Annotated in this window: 20 protein-coding genes and 1 pseudogene; 5 read left to right on the top strand and 16 right to left on the bottom strand. The window is 38.9% G+C overall.

Features of this window, described 5'->3' with window-relative positions; translation table 11 throughout:
- Positions 1–209 precede the first annotated feature (209 nt).
- Together BM008_RS13680 and BM008_RS13675 are read left to right on the top strand one after the other, a co-directional pair.
- On the top strand, positions 210–443 hold the full coding sequence (locus tag BM008_RS13680; RefSeq protein ID WP_091938081.1) for a DUF7557 family protein: 234 nt from the start codon (positions 210–212) through the stop codon (positions 441–443).
- Between the two features lie 3 nt (positions 444–446).
- A complete protein-coding gene (locus BM008_RS13675) occupies positions 447–710 on the top strand; it encodes a type II toxin-antitoxin system RelE family toxin (protein WP_091937983.1) in 264 nt (87 codons plus the stop codon).
- A gap of 308 nt (positions 711–1,018) precedes the next feature.
- Here the strand turns inward: BM008_RS13675 and BM008_RS13670 are convergent, their stop codons facing one another.
- Positions 1,019–1,936: a YcdB/YcdC domain-containing protein gene (locus BM008_RS13670; protein WP_091937981.1), complete on the bottom strand. Its 918-nt coding sequence runs from the start codon at positions 1,934–1,936 to the stop codon at positions 1,019–1,021.
- A 403-nt stretch (positions 1,937–2,339) separates the two neighbouring features.
- On the opposite strand from BM008_RS13670, the pseudogene BM008_RS14770 reads away from it, so the two are divergent.
- A pseudogene (locus tag BM008_RS14770) lies at positions 2,340–2,468 on the top strand (formylmethanofuran--tetrahydromethanopterin N-formyltransferase); the annotation flags it as partial.
- 21 nt (positions 2,469–2,489) lie between these two features.
- Here BM008_RS14770 and BM008_RS13665 read toward each other — a convergent pair.
- Both BM008_RS13665 and BM008_RS13660 read right to left on the bottom strand, forming a co-directional pair.
- Positions 2,490–3,335 (bottom strand): hypothetical protein, encoded by an 846-nt coding sequence (locus BM008_RS13665; protein WP_091937979.1) that lies wholly within the window; start codon positions 3,333–3,335, stop codon positions 2,490–2,492.
- A 111-nt stretch (positions 3,336–3,446) separates the two neighbouring features.
- Complete coding sequence (locus tag BM008_RS13660; protein WP_091937977.1) at positions 3,447–4,535, bottom strand: chymotrypsin family serine protease; 1,089 nt, start codon at positions 4,533–4,535, stop codon at positions 3,447–3,449.
- Between the two features lie 495 nt (positions 4,536–5,030).
- Here BM008_RS13660 and BM008_RS13655 point away from each other — a divergent pair, with 495 nt between their 5' ends.
- Entirely contained in the window at positions 5,031–5,597 is a 567-nt protein-coding gene (locus BM008_RS13655; protein ID WP_091937975.1) for a site-specific integrase, read from the top strand.
- Positions 5,598–5,673: 76 nt separating this feature from the next.
- Here BM008_RS13655 and BM008_RS13650 read toward each other — a convergent pair whose 3' ends face one another.
- From BM008_RS13650 to BM008_RS13610, 10 genes are all read right to left on the bottom strand, one after another.
- On the bottom strand, positions 5,674–7,221 hold the full coding sequence (locus BM008_RS13650; RefSeq protein ID WP_091937973.1) for a tetratricopeptide repeat protein: 1,548 nt from the start codon (positions 7,219–7,221) through the stop codon (positions 5,674–5,676).
- Positions 7,214–8,488: a P-loop NTPase fold protein gene (locus BM008_RS13645; protein WP_091937971.1), complete on the bottom strand. Its 1,275-nt coding sequence runs from the start codon at positions 8,486–8,488 to the stop codon at positions 7,214–7,216. Before BM008_RS13645 ends, BM008_RS13650 begins: the two co-directional genes overlap by 8 nt.
- Before the next feature lie 224 nt (positions 8,489–8,712).
- Positions 8,713–9,177 (bottom strand): hypothetical protein, encoded by a 465-nt coding sequence (locus BM008_RS13640; protein ID WP_091937969.1) that lies wholly within the window; start codon positions 9,175–9,177, stop codon positions 8,713–8,715.
- A 304-nt stretch (positions 9,178–9,481) separates the two neighbouring features.
- Positions 9,482–9,763, bottom strand: a complete 282-nt coding sequence (locus tag BM008_RS13635) for a hypothetical protein (RefSeq protein ID WP_091937967.1) — start codon at positions 9,761–9,763, stop codon at positions 9,482–9,484.
- A gap of 231 nt (positions 9,764–9,994) precedes the next feature.
- On the bottom strand, positions 9,995–10,225 hold the full coding sequence (locus BM008_RS13630) for a hypothetical protein (RefSeq protein WP_091937965.1): 231 nt from the start codon (positions 10,223–10,225) through the stop codon (positions 9,995–9,997).
- Positions 10,226–10,407: 182 nt separating this feature from the next.
- Positions 10,408–10,713, bottom strand: coding sequence for a hypothetical protein (locus BM008_RS13625; RefSeq protein ID WP_091937962.1), 306 nt, complete (start codon positions 10,711–10,713; stop codon positions 10,408–10,410).
- A gap of 139 nt (positions 10,714–10,852) precedes the next feature.
- A complete protein-coding gene (locus tag BM008_RS14980) occupies positions 10,853–11,002 on the bottom strand; it encodes a hypothetical protein (RefSeq protein ID WP_177188089.1) in 150 nt (49 codons plus the stop codon).
- Positions 11,002–11,334: a hypothetical protein gene (locus BM008_RS13620; RefSeq protein WP_091937960.1), complete on the bottom strand. Its 333-nt coding sequence runs from the start codon at positions 11,332–11,334 to the stop codon at positions 11,002–11,004. Before BM008_RS13620 ends, BM008_RS14980 begins: the two co-directional genes overlap by 1 nt.
- Positions 11,335–12,059: 725 nt before the next feature.
- A complete protein-coding gene (locus BM008_RS13615) occupies positions 12,060–16,682 on the bottom strand; it encodes a Cache 3/Cache 2 fusion domain-containing protein (protein WP_091937957.1) in 4,623 nt (1,540 codons plus the stop codon).
- A 528-nt stretch (positions 16,683–17,210) separates the two neighbouring features.
- Positions 17,211–17,408, bottom strand: coding sequence for a hypothetical protein (locus BM008_RS13610; protein WP_091937955.1), 198 nt, complete (start codon positions 17,406–17,408; stop codon positions 17,211–17,213).
- A 310-nt stretch (positions 17,409–17,718) separates the two neighbouring features.
- Between BM008_RS13610 and BM008_RS13605 the strand changes: the two genes are divergently transcribed.
- Entirely contained in the window at positions 17,719–18,657 is a 939-nt protein-coding gene (locus tag BM008_RS13605) for a class I SAM-dependent methyltransferase (RefSeq protein WP_245748057.1), read from the top strand.
- Positions 18,658–18,663: 6 nt separating this feature from the next.
- Here BM008_RS13605 and BM008_RS13600 read toward each other — a convergent pair whose 3' ends face one another.
- Genes BM008_RS13600 through BM008_RS13590 form a run of 3 tightly spaced genes read right to left on the bottom strand, consistent with a single transcriptional unit; the run spans position 18,664 to position 20,877 of the window.
- On the bottom strand, positions 18,664–19,188 hold the full coding sequence (locus BM008_RS13600; protein WP_091937953.1) for a shikimate kinase: 525 nt from the start codon (positions 19,186–19,188) through the stop codon (positions 18,664–18,666).
- A 37-nt stretch (positions 19,189–19,225) separates the two neighbouring features.
- On the bottom strand, positions 19,226–20,587 hold the full coding sequence (locus BM008_RS13595) for a PFL family protein (RefSeq protein ID WP_091937951.1): 1,362 nt from the start codon (positions 20,585–20,587) through the stop codon (positions 19,226–19,228).
- An 11-nt stretch (positions 20,588–20,598) separates the two neighbouring features.
- On the bottom strand, positions 20,599–20,877 hold the full coding sequence (locus BM008_RS13590) for an ACT domain-containing protein (protein ID WP_091937950.1): 279 nt from the start codon (positions 20,875–20,877) through the stop codon (positions 20,599–20,601).
- Between the last annotated feature and the right edge of the window lie 410 nt (positions 20,878–21,287).

Here is a 21,287-nt window from a genome sequence, read left to right as displayed (position 1 = left end):
GGAGAAAACAAGAGCAATAGAATGAAAAAGAGTATTTTGCCGCCTCCGGCCGGAGCCAGGGGAGCATTCCAAGCCTTCCCATAAAGCCCGTCTGGAATGATGCAGACTTATGGGAATTCCCAGGTATATCTTAGAAGCCTGCTATCATGGATGCAGAAAGGTGTGTAAAGGATTATTGATAAATAGTATACATGCGTATACTACAGTATATGTCCGCAACTACAACCATAAAGGTAGATCCACACTTAAAAGACAATCTTGACAAGTTGAAATTATCTCCCAGGGAAACTTATAATGACGTGGTTTCACGCCTGGTTGATATGGCATATGATTCTGAACCTATAAGTGATGATACTCTTAAAAGGATAGAAGAATCATTGAAGGACTTTAAGCGCGGGAAATACTACACCCAGGAAGAAGTCGAGGCCGAACTGGGGCTTTAAGCAATGTATTCAATTCTCTACTCCTCCGGAGCACTGAAGGATATTAAAAGTCTTCCCGCAGATATTGCAAAAAAACTAGTATCGTCCATTAAGGGGATCAGCGATAATCCTAAAACACATGTTAAAAAGCTCAAAGGATTCCCTAAAACACCATTATACTCATTAAGAGTTGGTGACTACCGAGTAATCATGAGCATCGAGGACGAGAAAATGATCATTTTCGTCATTGAAGCTGGTCATCGAAGTAAAATCTATCGTAAGTATTAACCCACCCTAAATGCTGCTATTTTATCCTATAAGAACAAGTTTTCCTGCAGTATCCTTGCGGATTTTCTAATGAAAAGACAACTAACTTTTGAATAAGAAGATATATTCCTCAGGCATGATGTTAATCTTTAATCACCACATGACTATTATTTTCATTTCAAATATTATACTGCATCCTAGTTCACTTGGTTCTGCTGCTTAGATATACATAGACATATTTCCACAAAAAATATCCAAATTAGAAAATACTCAATAATAAGTAATATTTAGTACAGCCTACAAAAAAGAAAATAAAAGCTGATACAAAATCAGCCAATAATGTAGTCTGCTATGAGCACTTCACCAGTATTCGCATCAATACACACAAGTCCAGGAAGACTTCCATCAAGCCCAAGTTTTGGATCAGTAAACTGCATCCACCATGCAAGACGAATTTCATTCTTTCCAGTATATTTCCAGACAAGTTTTGATTTAATCACTTCTGTAGTGCTTGAAACTTTGCCATCATACGCTTCATTTCCAATGAACTGTTTTAAATATTCAGCAGCTTCTTTCTCAGTCAAAATCACTTCCTTATTTACGACATAAGTATCTTCTTCAGGCATATTCCATAATTCAGTATAGCTTGTAACATAGCCTGTTTCAGCATTTACCATTATCACTATTCCATCTGATAGGGAAGCTATTCCATTAATCATCCTATCATAGCTTACATGATAGGATCCTGGAAGATCATCAGCTACAGGTTCAAGGTAGAAAGCAGTTTCAAACTGAACTTCTTTTTGTTGTTCATCTGAGAGTTCATTTTCCATATACTTTTCAGCGTTTTTGATTGCTTCCTCTTTGCTTATCTTGTTGTCAGCGCGTGTCTCTTTTGAGTCATCATAAATGAAGAGTATGTTTCCATCATCAGCATCTATTCCAACAATGATACTTTCATCATTACTGGTTTTAGATGTAAGACGCCATATAATTCCAAAATCACTATCATTAATGAGTTTTCCATTAATGGAATCAGCTTTCAAATCAGTATTTTTTGAATTTAATATATTTTTTGCTTCTTCAAAACTTACTTTTACATCTGCGGTGTTAGGGTCAAGGTACTTTGAATGGCTTGATTGTTCTTCTTTTGTCGTAATAATCCATTCTTGGTCGGAGGCTATTGATCCAATTATTGTCATTGCAGTTAGTAGTAAAATTGCTATGAGAATGTGTGTGATTTTCATAATTATTTCTCCTTAGTTTAAGCAGTAACTAGAACTTCCGAATATACGGCAAGAATTAACATTTCCGTAATCTTCGAATTCATAATCATCATTAATATATTAGTGCACACTTCCATATCGTATTATATACATGTACAAAAAAGTATACTGTGTGTTTTTCAACAGAAGTAAAGTAATTTATCAATACAATTCTGTTTTCTACATTAAAATGTACTAGCATTCTTTAAACTGGCTAAATTTAACAAGTAAACAATGTAATTTTATCAATATTGTTGATTTTAACGATTCTTTTTTAGAATCACTTTTTTTCAAAAATAAATTACTAAATATCCATAAAACTAATGGTTCAAGTGTTTATTCAATTTTAATAAATTATTGAAACTAGAAAAATAGAATCGAGTACCAGATGACCGCACTCACTGCAGCAGAAGTTGCAGTAGATGCTATCAAGGAGATCGAAGGCACTATCACACCATTCCCAGGCGGAATTGTTGCAAGGGGTTCCAAGGCTGGTTTTAACAACTACATTTTCTTTTTCAATTATCGATTGAGCTTACCTTCTAATTCTGATTAATATCAATATGCATAAAATGAGCATTACTGACGTGAAACCAGTACTTTCCTCAGTAGGAGGGTAATACAGCATGAAAACTACTGGAATATCACTAATACCTTCTTTTTCATAATGTTCTGCAATTATTTGATATACTTCATCTATTGAAGAATCAGTTATTTTTTCAGGAGTATTTTTATTGACTCCTACTTCAATGTATCCACTATATTTCTTAAAACCATATGATAGTAGAGGCCCTCCCTGTGATGCATAATATTGATCTAATTCATTAATATGCCGTGCTTCAAAAACAGCATCAGACCATTTCATCCATTCTTTTTCATCTTCGAATACAGGCACTGTTCCACGAGATGCTATATAATCCGAATCTTTTTTTATGCTTTCAAATGCATTTGGATTGTATTCAAACGTCAAATCTTCTTCATCTTCTGCCCACATAAAAACTACCGGTACATTACTGATATCACTATTCTCTTCACAATATGATTCTATTTTCTGATAAATTTCATCGATTTGTGAATCATTGATTTCTTTCTTATATGCAGATTTAAGATATACTGTTAATACTCCATTTCTGTTTCCAATACTTTTTATGGACTCGTCAAAGTTGTCGTATGAGGGAGAAGTGATATTTAGCCAACAATCTTGAATTACAATTTTCCATTCCTGATCTACAGTATCAGGTAAGTTTCCTCTGCTGGCTATAAAATGAATGTCATCTGTATATTCCTCTAACGTATTGGTTGCTGTGCTTGCATAGCCAGAGGATAATAAGATTGCTAAAATAATAACCATGACATCCCTAATTATGTACTTTTTAACCATTTTATCGTATCCTCACAAAATCATCAACTAATAAAAATATCAAATATTTCTAAAAAAATACCAAATTATACTATGATAATTTGGCTTAAAAAGTTACTTATTGTTTATGCATCAGGCAATTATAGGTTCAACATCTAAATCAGCAATAATTCCACTTACTGGTGAGAATTCAGCATTAGATCCGTAACGTCCGACATGTATACCGACTATATCAATCTCACTTCCATATTTTTTGAAGATTGTCCCTCCGCTGTCTCCTGAGTCAGAATCATAGCTAGCAAGGAACTGATCATGTAAGGTCCCAAAATAACTACTGTATTTATCATCATAATCATCGGTAACATATCCATATGTAAGACCGGTTTCTTCACCTGATTTATAGACTTTATTACCTAAAGAAGGGTCATAGTAATCATGTACTTCTCTTACGTCATTTGTATCATCATAGTAAACTTCTGGATCTACATTGCTATATTCTACCCAAGCAGAATCTGAAAAGTATCCTCCTATGAGAGTGACATCCCCAACTAGACCTCCTGCTTGGAAGATATTACCCCCATAATTTTCAGCATCAACAGCAGCATGACCTGCCATTACAAAACCTTCATTTCCATCATCATCAACTGCTGTGAAGCATATTGTTGAATCAACTGTTAGCAAATCTGTTATTTTAATTCCACCAATTATAGGTCTCCAATAAGATGAACGAGATTCAAGAACTTCTTTTTCTCCTATCCTAAAGACAACTGGAATATCCGATATTCCTTCCTTATTAGCATGTGAATTGATGATATCATAGAATTTTTCAATAGTATCGGTATCTATAGTTTTGTTTAATTCGGGGTCAAATTCTATAAATAGATAACCTCCATAATTAGTTCCAAAACCAACCAGAGGACCTCCATATTCCTTCATATAAGGGTGAAGCTCACTTTCAGAACCGTGAATACAGCTCTTTATCGTATTCAACCACTCTATTTTTTCTTTATCCTCTTTAATTTCAGGTACATTCCCACGAGTTTCTACTACATTTGATTCTAATTTTAGTGTTTCAAATGTATTTGTCCCATAGTCCGGGAAATAGTACTCATCCTCAATCAGTTCGTCTTGAGTTGAATCCGTTGATTCAGCTCCTGCATATCCCACAAGCATGATTAATACGATAAGCATACTCAAGAATATTGAAAATGTTCTTTTCATTCTTTATTTACCTCTTTTGACTTACTCCTGAGGCAAGATTAGGCAAGCTTTAAACCATATCAAAACCAACCATAACCTTGCCTTAGGGCGTTTCGGGGTTCAATCCGACTCTGTAAGTTTACATTGGACCCCACTCCACATTTTACTAATGTGAACATGTCATGTTTCAGATTACTGTATATAACAATTATGGCCATTAAGTAAACTGATAATACACATAATGTGACATACAACATATATTAGTCGATAGAGTTAGAACAAGTGTATTTGAAAACTATCTCCGTATACAAAGAAATGATAAATTCTAAGCCCTCAGTTATTGTTTGCTCTATTTGAGCTGCTATTTTATAGTATACATGCAAATCTCTTCATTTGTATAGTAAACTACCCTGTCATTTTACCCTATAACGACAAGTTTCTCCTGCAGAACCCAAGGATATTCCCAGATAACCGACCAGAAAACATAACAAAATCTTGTCGTAATATCAAAAGAACATGTTAAAAACTGAGCCTGTCCTGGTCAATGGTGTAAGAGTCCTGGGACCTTACGAGATCGATCAGTTAAGGGATAGTATCCCTCAGATATATCTTAAAACTATCTTTGATGTCTGTTTCTGGTCTGGAATGAGATACGTAGAGGTCCAGAGGTTACACTCTCATCCGGAATGGTGGTGGAAAGTCAGAAGGACAATACACCTTCCGGAGGAAGCCCAGAAAAAGGCCAAAAGGAAGCAACTTGAGAGATATGTGCATCCCATTCCTGCACAGCTGGAAAATGTCCTGGACTATTTCTTCAGGAACAAAAAGCCACCTTCAAGATCTGCCTGGAACGAGAACCTTTTGAGATGGACTAAAAGAGCAGGGCTGGACCCATTGGGAATGAGTAGTAAGACCACCAGGAAAAGTATAGAGTCCTGGATGATTACCGCAGATATGCCTCTTAATGTAATTTGTCTTCGCCAGGGACATGATAGTTTGACTTCAATGATGCATTACCAAGGCCTGCCTTTCACGGATGGGGAAAAGGTTGAGATTAGGAGAAGGTTGGCAGGGTGGAATTAATTATTACTATAATAAATCCTGCATAAAGCACACAACTAAAATTTGCGCTATCAACAATATCAATTAAAATCTATTTTCAATTTGAATTTTCCATATGCCTCTTTATCTTAGAAACCTGCCTACTACAGAAATCAACAAATTGAGGCGAATCTATATCTTTAGATAATTCAAGAGCACCGGCATAATATGAGAGTGATTCATCATATTTCCCTATGGAAAAATAAGTATGCCCAAGAGAAATCATCGACGAAATTTGACCTATACCATCACCATATGAAATATGTAGAGATAAAGCTTTTTTGAATGAATCTATTGCTTTATCCATATAACCTAGCTCTTTATATATGTCACCAATTCTGTCAAATACAATGGCATTCTCACGGAAAGATAGATCAGAATGATTATAAACCGCTTTTTTGTAGTAATCAAGTGCCTTGGAAAGGTCACCTTTTACTCTATAAAGGGATCCTATATCTGATAAAATGTCCTTTTCAGAGAAATAGTCGCCTTTTTTTTGTACTAATGATAATGATTTATTATAATATTTGAGGGCTTCATTATAATTTTTTAACTCAGAATAAACAGATCCAATATCCCTTATTCTGTCAATATTATCTGAGTTTTCAGAATTAACTTTCAGCATCAATTCTAGAGATTCCTTTAAAGATTGATCTCTTTTTTCAGAGTCCCCAGTAGCCGAATAAACATTAGCAAGCAACCTTAGAAGAGCAGCCTTACCATCCATATCATCATTTTGATTAAAGATAGACATAAGTTCTTCTGAAATATCTAATTCTTTATCATATTGATTCCGCCGATGATAAGCTAACATTAAAAACGGTATAATATTAATTTTTTCGTTTTGCTCATCTAGGGAGTTATAAATCGAAAGTGCTTTCGTAAAATATTCAATAGCTTTCTCATCATATCCCCTCAATGATTCAATCATACCAAGGTTCTGATACCAATAAGCAATTTTATGAGGAGATTCTGATTCAAGAGTGGTATCGGCTTCAATCAAACCATTATATGATTCAAATAATTGAGAGAGTGTATGGTTGTCAAATATACTAAAATGGCCTGTCTTTATATCCTCAATATTAATAAGTTCTGTATAATCCTCATCTGTATGTAACTTGAACTCAAATATTGAAGTGCGCCACGAATAAAAATCAGGAGCTTCATTTAGCAACTGGGAAAAAGAACCTACATTTAATCTTATTAATATCGTGTTCTGTATTTCAAGAAACTTTTCACGCATAATATTTATTGTCAGAAGAACTTTTGACAAGCCCTCATCAGTTTTGCATTCGACTGCTTCATCGAAACCGGTGACAAAGAATACGGTCTTGATTTTTTTTTGGATATTATCTTGATATTCCTTAGATTGTTGAGCTTTTTTTATCATATCCAATAAATCGAGATGTTGTGAATCAAGATGTATGCCATAAAGACTAATGTTCAAACTTAATTTATCTTCAACTTCACTAATTACAGCATCACATAATATGGGCTCATTACAAATTAAAAAGGATAAAGAAAACCCTTCTGAGATTTCCAAATAAGAAATCATTTTGTCAATTTTTGCAAAATGATCAATTGATAATTCAATAAGATTATCCATCTTCGCCCAGCAATGATTGTTCTTTCAAAATTAATCGCACAACAGGATTCGCATCACACCAATTTTCTCCATTGGCATATTCTAAAACACTTAAATTATGAAGAAGGCGAACTAACTTGCTATCTCTTTTTAATCTTTGATCCTTAATAATATCCAAGATGGTTTCGTAATCTTCATCGTCTAACTGAGACCTATATGTATTTTTTAAGTCGTTAACAACTTCCTCAACACTTATTAAATCTATAATATCTTTGCCTGATGAAATTGAATTCAAAGAAGCATCACGAATTATCCTAATATATTCCCTAAGTACGCCACCACTTATATCAATAATATAGTCAAGTGCTTTAGGGTCAATCAATTCTAAATTTCCACGAAGCTCAAATATATTTCTCATGAAATTGCGATTAGATAAAACATCTTCTGAGAAATGCTCATCTTCCTTTATATCTTGACCTCTGCCACGTATTTTTATGTTAGGATACATTATGTCATAGTCAAAACTGCTTCGTATTTGACTGAATTGATCACAGCTTCGCAGCCCAATTGGAAAAGTAAATATTATTTTGCAAATCGGTTGAGTAATCTGAGTACTATGATTTACAAAAATATCCATTGCATTAGATTGCTCTGTTTTTTCAAGATTATCAATTACAACCAGTATAGGCTTACATTTAGATTCAATCTCAATAATAGTGTCATTTATTATATTAATTAATTCGGAGATTTTAGGTGTAATATTTTTTCGAATTTCATATCGAGTTTCACTTTCACTTTTCATCCTTGCAAATAGATTAAGCAATACAGTGGAAATACCTGCACCAACCCAAACTGAAGCTGCTTCAGATTCAGTTTCTATTTTTACAATACTACTGCCCCATTTTTCAATTCTGTTTTTTAATCCAGAACTCAATGTGACATTTTCTTTTTCTGCAGCCTCTATCAGTTTTGCGAGTGTTGAGAATAATACATCTGTATAATTAACATCATTTGGATCTAATAAATCAATTACATCATAAAAAATTACTAAATAAGTGCCGTCCAAATCTGAAACTAATCTATTTAAAGCAGTTGTTTTTCCTGATCCCCTGTGCCCCATAAATAGCAGTTTCATAGGTTCATTTAAACCAAGATCAAGAATTGTTTTTAGTTTTGCAATTCTCTTCTCGTTTTCATTTATTCCTACGTAATACCTTTTCAAATATTCATCTTTTAAAGCTTGTTCTGGCCTAAAAGCCATAAATATTTGTTTTAATTCATCTGACATTATGTAGCTTCCTGCCTAAAATTGAAGATATAAACTCAAAAATCCGATATGCATTAAATCTAAACCTACCGTATAAATAAGTATCTGAAATAATCACGCTACAAAATATACAATATGATTCATATGTTAATGATTTAAAAAAAATAATAAATGGTTTTTTGTTGTTGATTTTAAAAATAGCATTATATAAGTTCAATAAAGTTAATCCGACCATATTAAACATACTAATAATTACACAAAATACCCTCATGATTCATCTTTTTGAAAAACCATTTCTTAAACTCCCTTTCATTTGAAAATTGATACATAGGAGCCATATGCTTCCAGTTAGGTTGAGTACCACTTTTCAGCATTTTAACAGCTGAATCAATATGTTCTGAAAACTTCTTGCTCCGGAAGTCTTCCAAGTATCCCTCCATCTCGGGATTTGCCTCTGTTTCCTCTTTCTTACTGGCCTTCCTTTGCTTCTCTAGAACCTCCAGTTCAGCGAGCTTTAATCTGAACTCAGACAGTTCCTGCTCTCTTTGTGAAATCGTAAGCTTGACAGCTTCCAGAGGAGAGACTTCGTCCAGAATTTGTCTGATACCATCCTCTAAAACCTCCGAGAATGATTTTTTGTGAACAGATTTAGTAGCCTCAAATGAGGCCTTAAGATACGGATCAATAGAAGTTGTTACTTTCATTTGCATGTAAACATCCTCCTGCATTTCTGGTCGAGTTTCAAATTGTATAATACCCATCAAAAACCGAGAGCCGCATACGTACGTATGGGTACGTACGTATGCCAAGGCAACAGAGCCTCGGCTCAGTTACCTCTTAGGCTAAACCGCAGCATAGCGATACGGAGTAGGGGCCCGGGGATTTTTGGCGTACGTATGGGTACGTATTAGTATTTGATTCTCGAAAATCACACTCCTACATCAGTTGAGCAAATCCAGAAGAAATCAAGGAAATCCTTCTGGACATCATCAAAAATAACGTTCTTGAAACAGCTCATATGTACTTGCCTCCGAGCTCATCACAGATGTTCTTGAGGGTATCCTCACCACATTCAATAAAGACCAGAATGTTCTCTAGGTACATACTTGACCCATTGTCAAATTCAGGAGCCATTGCATAGGCTTTACATTTTTGAAGAGTAGGAAATGCAGTATACAGCTGGCTCCTGAGAAGTTCCCAATTCCAACTGACCTCTGCAGGAGATTCACCATAGACAATGATTACGTGATTAACAAGAGGAACATTAAAAGGTCCGGATGATATCGTGAATTTCAAGCTATCAACACCTAAGGTTTGGCTGATTGGGAAGGTTAATCTCACGCCTCCATATCTTTGCTATCCGGAACATCCTGCCAGGTCTGCGATGTACTCTCATTGGAAGGTTACTCCTAACCATAGGACCAAATGGGGTAGGACGAGTCAAGGTTTTTCTAGGACATACACGAACAGCGGATTCAACCTTTCTACACAAGGATGAGGAGGGCTTTGAGCCGTTAAGTTGTCCGGTCATGCCAGGACAACTCCAGACGGAATCTTATCCAGGGACTTCTCTATACTATCATGAAGGAAACGAACAGAACAAAAAGCAGGACTTCTCATATTGATGATTTCATCAATCTCATAAGCCTGTTTGCCATGAATGTATAGAAAACCGCCATCATCATAAGATGCACTAGCAACTTCCCTGCAGACACGTGCTCCTTTATCATCTACAGTGATAATTGATGCTCTGGGCATTTAGAGCACCCCGCAGATGAGCTTTACCTTTTGTCTTATAGGTCTGACAGAAGCAATTGTCCGAGCCCATGGGAGCCTTGTACTGGACAATCTGCGCCTTCCTGCATACTTATGAGAGAGACATAAAGGAGTTTGTCTGTCGGGTCTTATATGATCTTTAACGGCATACTTCGGACCAGACATCAGATAACACCCCATTCCTGCAGATATATTGTCGCAATATCTCCACATACTATCCAGAAAACGATACTGATTAGAATCACTATGAACCAGAAAAGGCAACCCCAGGCAAATCCAGCTAGATGATATTTCCAATCCTTGATAGGCTGCAGCCAAGAAACAAATGCATAACCATCCTCAGAGACAGTAACAACAGCATTTTTGATGTATTCGGGATTCATTCCAGGAACGAGACTTATCTCATCAAGTCCCTCCTCTGGCTCAATTATCACTCTTTTAAGCTCGGTTTTCAAGAATGGCTTTTTCACAAACTCACCCCCTGAGCCTCTGACTCGATTTGTGATGATACTGCAGAAGAGTGAGTGGAGGTAGACTTTGAAGGGTGTACATATCTAGCCTTCTCTTCTGCAGCATTAAAAGCTTCAATTACTCTGGTCCAACAGCACATCAGTTATCTTCCTCCTGTGCCGGTTCCAGCCATTCAACAAAGCTCACGTTCCGCCTTCCAAGAGGTCTTATCTGGAGACATTTGGAACCCATAGGTACAGTGACCTCTTCATCACCATGGACCTCTATTTTCTTGTATCGCCACTTCATCAGTTCACCTCCTGAGCCTCTGGCCCTGTTTGTTTAGAACTGACAGGAGAACAACGAAGGGGTTGGTGATCTGCGTTATCTGAGTTGTCTCCTGTCGTATCATCTTCATTATCTGGCACTTCTGCCAGAAGTTCAAGAACCAGACCATAAGCTGCTTTCTTGCCTGAGAAATAGATATCCAGACTACTTTGTTTACCTGGATCAGATACTGCAATTATGCTCCTGTAACTTTTCTCAGCTTTCTCCAGTTCTCCCTGGATTTGGATAATAACATCCTTGCGAGAATGCTTATAGGAAATATCATCATGTGGAGAATCATGTTCATTATTCACTATACAAGCACTAGCTTTTGTACAGCCAGAGCTATCGCTATTAGTTTGTAAGTCCTTCATTATCGAATCCTTCTTGCTTTTTGCTGAGTCTGCTAAACTCAACAAAAATTAGTATCGTTGTCTAGTATATATACTTTAATGTTGGTCAGAAATATTTAAAATAGTTAATTATGACAAGCGACGACAAAAAGTAGACTAATGCCAAGAATAAAAAGTACTATATAGATAAAAACTCTATTATTAAATACCACTTTGAAAGTTGTAAACCTGCTGCTAACAGGTTTAATGGACAGGGTTTTCTATCGAATCCGCTCTGTCCAAAATTACAATAATCGAAGACAGGTGCAATGGTGATAGGTCTCATAATTATAAGTGTGAGACCATCCATCCCCATCGGAGCACTATTCTACTTTTCCATTCAATAATCAACGCTAACCAGCATTTAGCTTTTTAATTTGATAGATTCTAACCCCATAGAAATATATTGAAGTCGATATTTCTGCAGGCAGAATGATGAACACATGCATAGTTCGTGCCAAGTTGCAGACTTCCTGTGCTGTTCGTTTGACCTACCAGTTTTGAACTATTTGCTGTCGGCTGGTAAACCTCAATGATAATGTTCCGGTCTACTGAAAGTCAGAAAATAACAATTCATCATAAAAAAAGGCTGATGCAGCCCTAAAAAACGGGCTGCTATAAATGGATCATCCGGGAGATACCAAGCATCAGACCAACGCATCTCCTGAAAGATCGGAAAGTATCTCCTCCATACCTGATGAGATGACGCTTTCCACACTATCATCAAATACCTCATCCACCCCTACGGTACTGCCAGTACCAGTGCTATCCAGCTTGAACCTTGAAACCACGGACTGCATACTGGCAGCCACACCTGCAAGCTCCTGAGCTGCCCTTGAGAGTTCCTGCATCGAAGCAGTCTGTTCCTGCACAGATGCGGAAGCCTCTTCAGCACCTGCTGCAGACTGTTCTGATATTGCAGATACTTCTTCTACAGAGGAAGTTACCTCTTCTATGGAAGCTGACTGTTCCTCAGCAGCAGCAGCGATCTCCTGCACCATCTTTACAATGGTGTTTCCGGCCTCTACAACATCACCTATAGCAAGGACCGATCTTTCAAGGGACTCTGCACCTGTATCGACCTCTTCAGCTCCTTTCTTCATGGATGAGACTGCATCCCGGGTACCTTCCTGCATCTGGCCTATAAGATCTGCGATCTGTTTAGCTGCATTTCCGGAATCCTCAGCAAGTTTCCTCACTTCATCCGCCACCACAGCAAATCCACGACCGTGTTCCCCTGCCCTTGCAGCCTCTATGGCAGCATTCAGGGCCAGCAGATTGGTCTGGTCAGCAATGCTCGTAATTAGGTTCACGATCTCACCGATCCTGTTCGATTTAGCATCAAGGTCATTGATAACATCTGATGAATCACTTACTGCAGACCTTATCCCTTCCATCTTGAATTTAAGTTCACGGGACATCTCACCAAGACCCTGTATAAGAGTATTTGACTCGACCGCATTCTGTGCAGCCATCTCTGAATTGGTCGCTACTTCCTGAACAGTGCGACCCATATCATTCATCGCATTCGACACATCCTCCGCCTTGACGGACTGGACCTGAGTACCCCGCGAGATCTCAGTTACCGTACTGGTGATCTGTTCTGCACTTGCTGCCAGTTCCTCACTGGATGAGGACATCTCCTGAGCAGTAAAAGCTATACTCTCAGCGTTCCCGGTCACAAGGGTAACGATATCGTTCAAAGAACGCCTGCAATTCTCAACACCTTCTGTGAGCTGTATGAAATCCCCTACACCATGAATACGAACTTTCCTTGTAAGATCGTTCGATGAGATCGAATCAAGGACCTCACAGGAATCATTGATGATATCCTGTAATGTATCACCAAAGCCATCAAGAGTATCACCAAGTACCTTGAAATCACCTTTCGCATCTATTGTGACCCTTGTGCCCAGATCACCCTCTGCATATGCAGTGATAACCCTGGCAGCTTCATTCACAGGACCCACAACGGCATCCAGACACTCATTGACACCTTCAACGATCCGGAGATAATCACCCTGATGCCTGGAAGTATCAGCACGAGTATCAAGCTGACCGTTAACACCAGCCTGTGCAAGAGTATTTGCATCAGCGACCAGAGTATTGATAGCATCGATACAGGTGTTGAGATTGTTCTTGATAGTGTTGAAATCACCATTATAACTATCAGTGATCTTTGAAGGAATATTACCTTTCGATATATTGTCAACATAGTCAGCAGCAACGTTCAAAGGACCGATGACAGCATCAAGAGTACCATTGACACCCTCAACAATGGAACGATAATCACCATTATGTTTTGAAGCATCGGCACGGGTATCCAACCTGCCTTCAACAGCAGCCTCTGAAAGCATATTGGCATCAGAAACTAGCTCATTGATGGCACAGATACACTGATTAAGATTATTCTTGATGGTGTTGAAATCACCATTGTAACTATCAGTGATCTCAGAAGGAAGGTCACCCTTAGAGATGCGGTCAACATAGTCAGCAGCAACGTTCAAAGGACCAATGACAGCATCAAGCGTATTGTTAACACCCTCAACAATGGAACGATAATCACCATAATGCTTTGAAGCATCGGCACGAGTATCCAACCTGCCTTCAACAGCAGCCTCTGAAAGCATATTAGCATCAGAAACTAGCTCATTGATGGCACAGATACACTGATTGAGATTGTTCTTGATGGCGTTGAAATCACCATTGTAATCATCAGTGATCTCAGAAGGAAGGTCACCCTTGGAGATACGGTCAACATAGTCAGCTGCCACATTCAGTGGACCAATGACAGCGTCAAGAGTACCATTGACACCCTCTACAATAGCGCGATAATCACCATAGTGCTTTGAGGCATCGGCACGAGTATCCAACCTGCCTTCAACAGCAGCCACTGAAAGCATATTGGCATCAGAAACTAAAGCATTGATGGCAGCGATACACTGGTTGAGATTGTTCTTGATGGCGTTGAAATCACCATTGTAATCATCAGTGATCTCAGAAGGAAGGTCACCCTTGGAAATACGGTCAACATAGTCAGCTGCCACATTCAAGGGACCAATAACAGCATCAAGAGTGCTATTGACACCCTCAACGATGGCACGGAAATCACCATCATGCTTTGAAACATCGGCACGAGTATCAAGCTTACCTTCAACAGCAGCTGCAGATAACATATTGGCATCGGATACAAGAGCACTGATAGCATCGATACAACGGTTAAGATTGTCCTTGATCTCATTGAAGTCACCACTGTAATCATCAGTGATATGAGGAGGAACATCACCATGAGCGATGCGATCAACATATTCAGCAGCAACGTTAAGGGGACCGATGACAGCATCAAGAGTGCTATTTACACCTTCAACGATGGCACGGAAATCACCATCGTGCTTAGAAGCATCGGCACGAGTATCAAGTTTACCTTCAACAGCAGCCGCAGAAAGAAGATTGGCATCGGATACAAGAGCACTGATAGCATCGATACAACGGTTAAGATTGTCCTTGATCTCATTGAAATCACCACTGTAATCATCACTGATATGAGGAGGAACATCACCATGAGCGATGCGATCAACATATTCAGCAGCAACGTTAAGAGGACCGATAACGGCATCAAGAGTACCATTGACACCCTCAACGATAGCACGATAATCTCCGGCGTGCTTTGAAGCATCGGCACGGGTATCAAGCTTACCTTCAACAGCAGCTACAGATAACATATTGGCATCAGATACTAAAGCATTGATAGCATCGATGCAGCGGTTAAGATTGTCTTTGATCTCATTGAAATCACCACTGTAATCATCAGTGATATGAGGAGGAACATCACCATGAGCAATGCGATCAACATATTCAGCAGCAACGTTAAGGGGACCGATGACAGCATCAAGAGTATCGTTGACACCTTCAACGATAGCACGGTAATCACCAGTGTGCTTTGAAGCATCAGCGCGAGTATCGAGCTTACCATCGACTGCCGCTGCAGATAACATATTGGCATCAGATACTAAAGCATTGATCGCACCGATACACTGGTTGAGATTGTTCTTGATGGCGTTGAAATCACCATGATACTCATCCGTGATCACAGGAGGGATATCACCCTTGGAGATACGGTCAACATAGTCAGCGGCAACATTGAGCGGATGTATTACAGCATCCAGTACCTGGTTGAAACCTTTTGGTATAGCTTCAAAATCAATAGATACATCAGTGGTTGCCCTTTTGTCAAGTTTACCTTGAAGTGTTGCATTCGAAATATCCTCAAAATCATCAACTATCTTTCTGATACCACCGGATATGGACCTGCTTATCAGGAATGCAACAATACTTCCAAGTATCACAAAGATAAGAATAGCCATCACAAGACTGTTCCTGATAGCAGTCAGAGGGCCTTCGAACTCTTCTGTGTAGCTACTTGATACAATGTACCAGTCATTAGGTTCATAATAAGTGTAACTGGCGATCTTCTCACTACCTTCCCAGTCATATCTGACAGTACCTTCTTTCGTCTCAATGATCTCCTGTGTGAAATCATGATCAATGACACTCTCACCTTCACTGGTAGGATGGATGATGAAATCACCGTTTGAATCCATTACGTACACATAACCCGTCTCACCGACCGTTATCTTTGACATCTCATCTTTAATGCCGAGACGATAATGTTCTTCCGGAATGGCAGCGGAAAGGATGCCTATGATCTCCCCATCATTGTTCTTTATTGGTTCATAGATAGTAAGATGTTCCGAACCAAGTACATTAGCCCTTCCTTTATAGATCTGACCTTCAGTGACGACCGTTTCATAGACCTCTTCAGAAAGAGCGGTACCTACAATACGTTCACCTTCCTGGTCAGTGATGGTAGTACTTATCCGCACTGCAGAATCATCACTTACCTGGAATACAGTGATCTCACCATCGATGTCTTTCTTGATATTATCAACAAGTGAGAAGTCATTATTGACCACATGGTCCCCACCAAGGACCAGCTCCCCATTGATGATACTTGCTTCACCATAGGAATAGAGATCCTTGTCTGCAAGTTTAATACTGGTATCCAGATTTTCGTAGGCAACTGTAAATATGGATTCCACGTACTGCTTTTCAAGAAATACCTGATTTTCAAGACTTTCCTGTAATAGCTCCCATGTACCTGAAGATGTTTGTTCATAAGCATAAAAGCCAACGAGCGTGACCGGTAAGATAGTAAGCAATAATGAAACTGCGATTATCTTTTGACTAATAGTTATTTTTTTTAGATCCATCTAAAATCAACCTTGATGGGCCTATTCAGCCCAGGACATCCCCCTATGAAGTATGATGTCATGGACTGTGATCACCGTTTAGTGACACTTCAACCCGAATTATCTTCTATAACTGCAAATGGTGCGTTTTTGCACATTTACTGTCACAAAAAATGCATTAATAATATATAATTGTATTTATGTTTATTAAAAAATACACAGTCCTCCTGAATTTATTTCTTATTCTGCCTAAACATTGCAAATTCAAAAATAGGCCCAGATTTTGAAATGCCATCAATTCCACAGTTATACCGGCTCTGGACCTGTCATAGACACTTACAGTAGGTAGCATCATCAAAGGCGATCATATCCACAGAGATCATTAGAGAGATATCTGTGAATGAGAGGGTAAAGGTAGAATTTATAGATGCAGAAATACCATGCAAAACAAGAATATCAAAGAGAATTGTTAAGGGAAGTTTTTGAGCAGATGAAATATCACCTGCTCATTTAATACAAAAAAGGAAATGGAAGGAAAGTTACCAGATCTTACTCCACATTCACAGCAACCAGAGACAGACCCAGGTCAGCTTCCAATTTCCTTATCTGTTCAAGGTCACCATTTGTGATCTCTGCATTACTGATATTGATACCAGAGAATGCAAGTAAAGTGATATTCATTTTTTCTTCAAGCTCTGCAATGGCTTTCATCTGCTCATCTTTGAGTACGGAAAATCCCCATAACATATTTTTCATCTCCTATATTTTTCTTTGACCATAAGGCGATGATAGTAAAATAACTAATAATATTTAGTATTTTTGAAAATGATTGATTTGTATGTCAATTATGTGTGAAATATAAATACATATAACACACTATTAAATACTAATTAATATTATCTAGAATCAGACTCAAGTTCATGCTAAATTGACACAAAACAGGATAATCCAAAAATAATTCAGTTGTGTATAATAACCTGATCCTGACGCTCAAAATAGACCAATAGACCCACACAGGTCCGGTACAGAGACCATACTGAAGACCTGTTTCAACAATATGATACGATCTGAAGAATTCCAGATCATCAATGGTAATGCCAGTATATTAGAAGGCCCAACTATAAGGCAGGACACAAGAAAAAGAGAGGACCATATGGAATACAGGAACATAGATTGGGGAAAAGTGTGGATCGAACAGATGGAACAACACCTCCAGAGTGGAAAGAAAGAAAAGACATCAATATGGGAAGACAAAGAGAGCGCAAAAAGGTTCTGGGAGATGTCACTGAAGGACGATCAGAAAAGAGCAAGGGAAACTATCAAAGGCCTTAATATAACCTCACAGTCACATGTCCTTGATATTGGCGCAGGTCCGGGGACACTTGCGATCCCACTTTCAGAAAAAGTGAAACACATAACTGCCGTGGAACCTTCAAAGGGCATGATAGAGGTCCTGAAAGAGAACATGTCAGAGTATAACCGTGACAACATCTCCATTGTCAAAAAGAGATGGGAGGACATAGATATTGAAAAAGACCTTGATGGACCATATGATGTGGTCATAGCCTCATTCTCACTTGGAATGCCCGACATCCGCAAGGCAATAGAGGACATGCGTGCAGTGGCTTCAGGATATATCTACCTTTACTGGTTTGCCGGAGACACTTCATGGGACATGCATTCAAAGGAAATATGGCCACTGTTACATGGAAGACCGTACCATTCCACACCAAAATGCGATATTATCTATAATCTGTTGTACCAGATGGCCATCTATCCGAACATGGAAACCTTTACACTTGGAAGGAATGATGTATACTCCTCAATGGATGAGGTCATCAATGATGTGGCAAACCATTTCTCACTGACAACAGAAGAACAGCGGAAAATACTCGAAGAATATATGGAAAAGAAGCTCAGAAAAGAGAATGGGAATTACATTTACGATTCACGTTCCACAAGAGTAAAGATGTGGTGGAATACGCAAAAGAAGTGAGAAATGTCATAATTCGCTCGTTACATCTGATCCCGGAAGAACAGTTTCAATGATCTTTCTTACAACGGCCATCACTTTGTCCTTCCTCCCAACTTCGATAGTATGATCTGCAAATGACCTGTAAAGGACCGTACGTTCTTCATACAGACCATGCAACCCTTTTTCCTTGAGGCCTACGACACCCCTTGTTGAAAGATTGGACAGTCGGGCAACGATCGTTCCGAACGGGACGTCAAGATACACTATAACTGATCTTTCTTTAAAGAACTGCATCGCTTTTTCAGAATAAACGACACTACCACCAGTTGCAATTATACAGTTGTCCTTCAGTTCGAGCCCAAGTATGCTCTGCTCTTCCGCCCTGACAAGGGCCATATCACCCAGGTCGTTGACAATGCTCTGCAAACCCGTACCTGATCCATCAATGACAAGTTTATCCGTATCGATGAAGTCGTATCCCAGTATAGATGCAAGTTTGTGTCCGGCAGAACTTTTGCCTGCCCCCGGCATACCGATCAGAGTAATTATCATACGACCACTATTCTCTTTGTGAAACTTTTGTAGTTACTTAGTTAGTAAGGGATTGTATAGGAGCAGGTATCCGTCCACCTCTTGAAATGAACTGCTCTGAGCTGAAATTATGTACCGGCATAACAGGAGCACTTCCAAGAAGACCACCGAACTCTATCATATCTCCTACTTTAGTCCCAGGTGCAGGTATAACCCTTACAGCAGTTGTCTTCTTGTTTATCATACCTATTGCCATCTCATCTGCAATTATAGCAGACAGGGTTGACGATGGTGTATCACCCGGTACAGCGATCATATCAAGGCCAACAGAACAAACACTGGTCATTGCCTCAAGCTTGTCCAGAGAAAGAGAACCTCTTTGTACAGCCCTTATCATGCCCTGATCCTCACTTACAGGAATAAATGCACCACTCAGGCCACCTACTGAAGATGATGCCATAGCTCCACCTTTCTTGACAGCATCATTGAGAAGCGCAAGTGCGGCAGTAGTACCATGAGTTCCACAACTCTCCAGACCCATGGCCTCAAGAATAGCAGCAACACTATCACCTACAGCAGGAGTAGGAGCAAGGGAAAGATCAAGGACACCGAACTGTGCATGAAGCCTGCGTGCAACTTCCATACCTGCCATCTCACCCATTCTGGTGATCTTGAATGCTGTTTTCTTTATGCACTCTGAGATGTCACCAAGAGTCGGATCTTTTAGCGCGCGTACCGCAGAGTTGACAACACCCGGACCACTCACACCTACGTTGATAACACAGTCTGGCTCACCTACACCATGGAAGGCACCTGCCATGAAAGGATTGTCCTCAGGTGCATTGGCGAAGACAACAAGTTTCGCACAACCGATACCCGAGTTATCCTTTGTCATCTCAGCTGTCTCTTTGATGACCCTGCCCATCAGAGCAACAGCATCCATATTAATTCCTGCCTTGGTGGTTGCCACATTCACAGAAGAACAGACCTTCTGCGTGCTTGCAAGTGCCCTGGGAATGGAGTTGATAAGCTTAAGGTCACCTGGTGTCATACCTTTCTGAACAAGCGCACTGAAACCACCGATAAAGTCTACACCCGCATCCGCAGCAGCCCTGTCAAGTGTCTGGGCAACTGATGTCAGGTCTGTAGCATCACAACTCTCAGCAACAATAGCGATAGGAGTCACTGATATACGCTTGTTGATTATGGGGATACCATAGAGATTCTGGATATCATTGGTGGTTTTCACAAGGTCTTTTGCATAATACATTATCCTGTTGTAGACATTCTCATTGAAAGTGTCTATATCAGGATGACTGCATCCACGCAGACTTATACCCATGGTGACGGTCCTTATGTCAAGGTGCTCATTGCTCACCATGTTAATTGTCTCAAGGATCTCTTCAGGATGGATCATCATAAACGGACACCTCATATCCTGTGCATGAAACGGAAAACATCTTCGTGCTGGACCTTTACTTCAACGCCCAGCTCAGAACCTTTTTCAGACATAGCCTGCTGGAAAGCCGAAAGATCGAAGCTCTCATCTTTCACCTGTGCAAGCATTATCATAGTGAACAGGTCATCCATAATGGTCTGACTTATATCCACAATATTAACGTTGTACTGTGCCATAACTTGAGTAATGCCCGCAACAATACCAACTTTATCTATACCAATAACAGTGATCATAAAACGGCTGGATGACATGGATATTTCCTTCATATATTGAACTTAGATGATAGTATAAGGTAGCATAATAGGAGAGATACTATTTTGACTTTGCCGGTGGCAAGATCATGATAAAAAGATACATATAAAAAGCACACTAATAAAAGTAGGGGGAAATTGGTACTAGCACCACGAAGGCAAACATACACAAAACAAGAGTAAAAACATGCATATTATATAAAAATCATATATAAATCATAATTCAAGAGCATATTATTTTTGTATGAAACAATATGATATTACAAAGAAAATATTGATACAAATATATAATAAGGCAGGCAAAACTAAGATTTTTACTTATAGAAGTGAGCTTCAGGTAATAAAGTTTATATAGAATTTTCATTATGATTATTATGATGATGGTTTGAACGACTAAGTTCATCATATGA

It is taken from the genome of Methanolobus profundi (assembly GCF_900114835.1).
GTDB lineage: Archaea > Halobacteriota > Methanosarcinia > Methanosarcinales > Methanosarcinaceae > Methanolobus > Methanolobus profundi.
The sequence above is the reverse complement of the archived record's forward strand: the minus strand, read 5'-3'. Positions and strand labels throughout refer to the sequence as shown.

Bases quoted from the DNA above. Each gene is read 5' to 3' on its own strand.
- BM008_RS13590 (WP_091937950.1), bottom strand. From the start codon at position 20,877: ATGTCATCCAGCCGTTTTATGATCACTGTTATTGGTATAGATAAAGTT.
- BM008_RS13615 (WP_091937957.1), bottom strand. From the start codon at position 16,682: ATGGATCTAAAAAAAATAACTATTAGTCAAAAGATAATCGCAGTTTCA.
- BM008_RS13660 (WP_091937977.1), bottom strand. From the start codon at position 4,535: ATGAAAAGAACATTTTCAATATTCTTGAGTATGCTTATCGTATTAATC.
- BM008_RS13670 (WP_091937981.1), bottom strand. From the start codon at position 1,936: ATGAAAATCACACACATTCTCATAGCAATTTTACTACTAACTGCAATG.
- BM008_RS13600 (WP_091937953.1), bottom strand. From the start codon at position 19,188: ATGATAATTACTCTGATCGGTATGCCGGGGGCAGGCAAAAGTTCTGCC.
- BM008_RS13655 (WP_091937975.1), top strand. From the start codon at position 5,031: ATGTTAAAAACTGAGCCTGTCCTGGTCAATGGTGTAAGAGTCCTGGGA.
- BM008_RS13630 (WP_091937965.1), bottom strand. From the start codon at position 10,225: ATGCCCAGAGCATCAATTATCACTGTAGATGATAAAGGAGCACGTGTC.
- BM008_RS13665 (WP_091937979.1), bottom strand. From the start codon at position 3,335: ATGGTTAAAAAGTACATAATTAGGGATGTCATGGTTATTATTTTAGCA.
- BM008_RS13595 (WP_091937951.1), bottom strand. From the start codon at position 20,587: ATGATGATCCATCCTGAAGAGATCCTTGAGACAATTAACATGGTGAGC.
- BM008_RS13650 (WP_091937973.1), bottom strand. From the start codon at position 7,221: ATGGATAATCTTATTGAATTATCAATTGATCATTTTGCAAAAATTGAC.
- BM008_RS13675 (WP_091937983.1), top strand. From the start codon at position 447: ATGTATTCAATTCTCTACTCCTCCGGAGCACTGAAGGATATTAAAAGT.
- BM008_RS13680 (WP_091938081.1), top strand. From the start codon at position 210: ATGTCCGCAACTACAACCATAAAGGTAGATCCACACTTAAAAGACAAT.
- BM008_RS14980 (WP_177188089.1), bottom strand. From the start codon at position 11,002: ATGAAGTGGCGATACAAGAAAATAGAGGTCCATGGTGATGAAGAGGTC.
- BM008_RS13640 (WP_091937969.1), bottom strand. From the start codon at position 9,177: ATGCAAATGAAAGTAACAACTTCTATTGATCCGTATCTTAAGGCCTCA.
- BM008_RS13645 (WP_091937971.1), bottom strand. From the start codon at position 8,488: ATGTCAGATGAATTAAAACAAATATTTATGGCTTTTAGGCCAGAACAA.
- BM008_RS13610 (WP_091937955.1), bottom strand. From the start codon at position 17,408: ATGTTATGGGGATTTTCCGTACTCAAAGATGAGCAGATGAAAGCCATT.
- BM008_RS13605 (WP_245748057.1), top strand. From the start codon at position 17,719: ATGATACGATCTGAAGAATTCCAGATCATCAATGGTAATGCCAGTATA.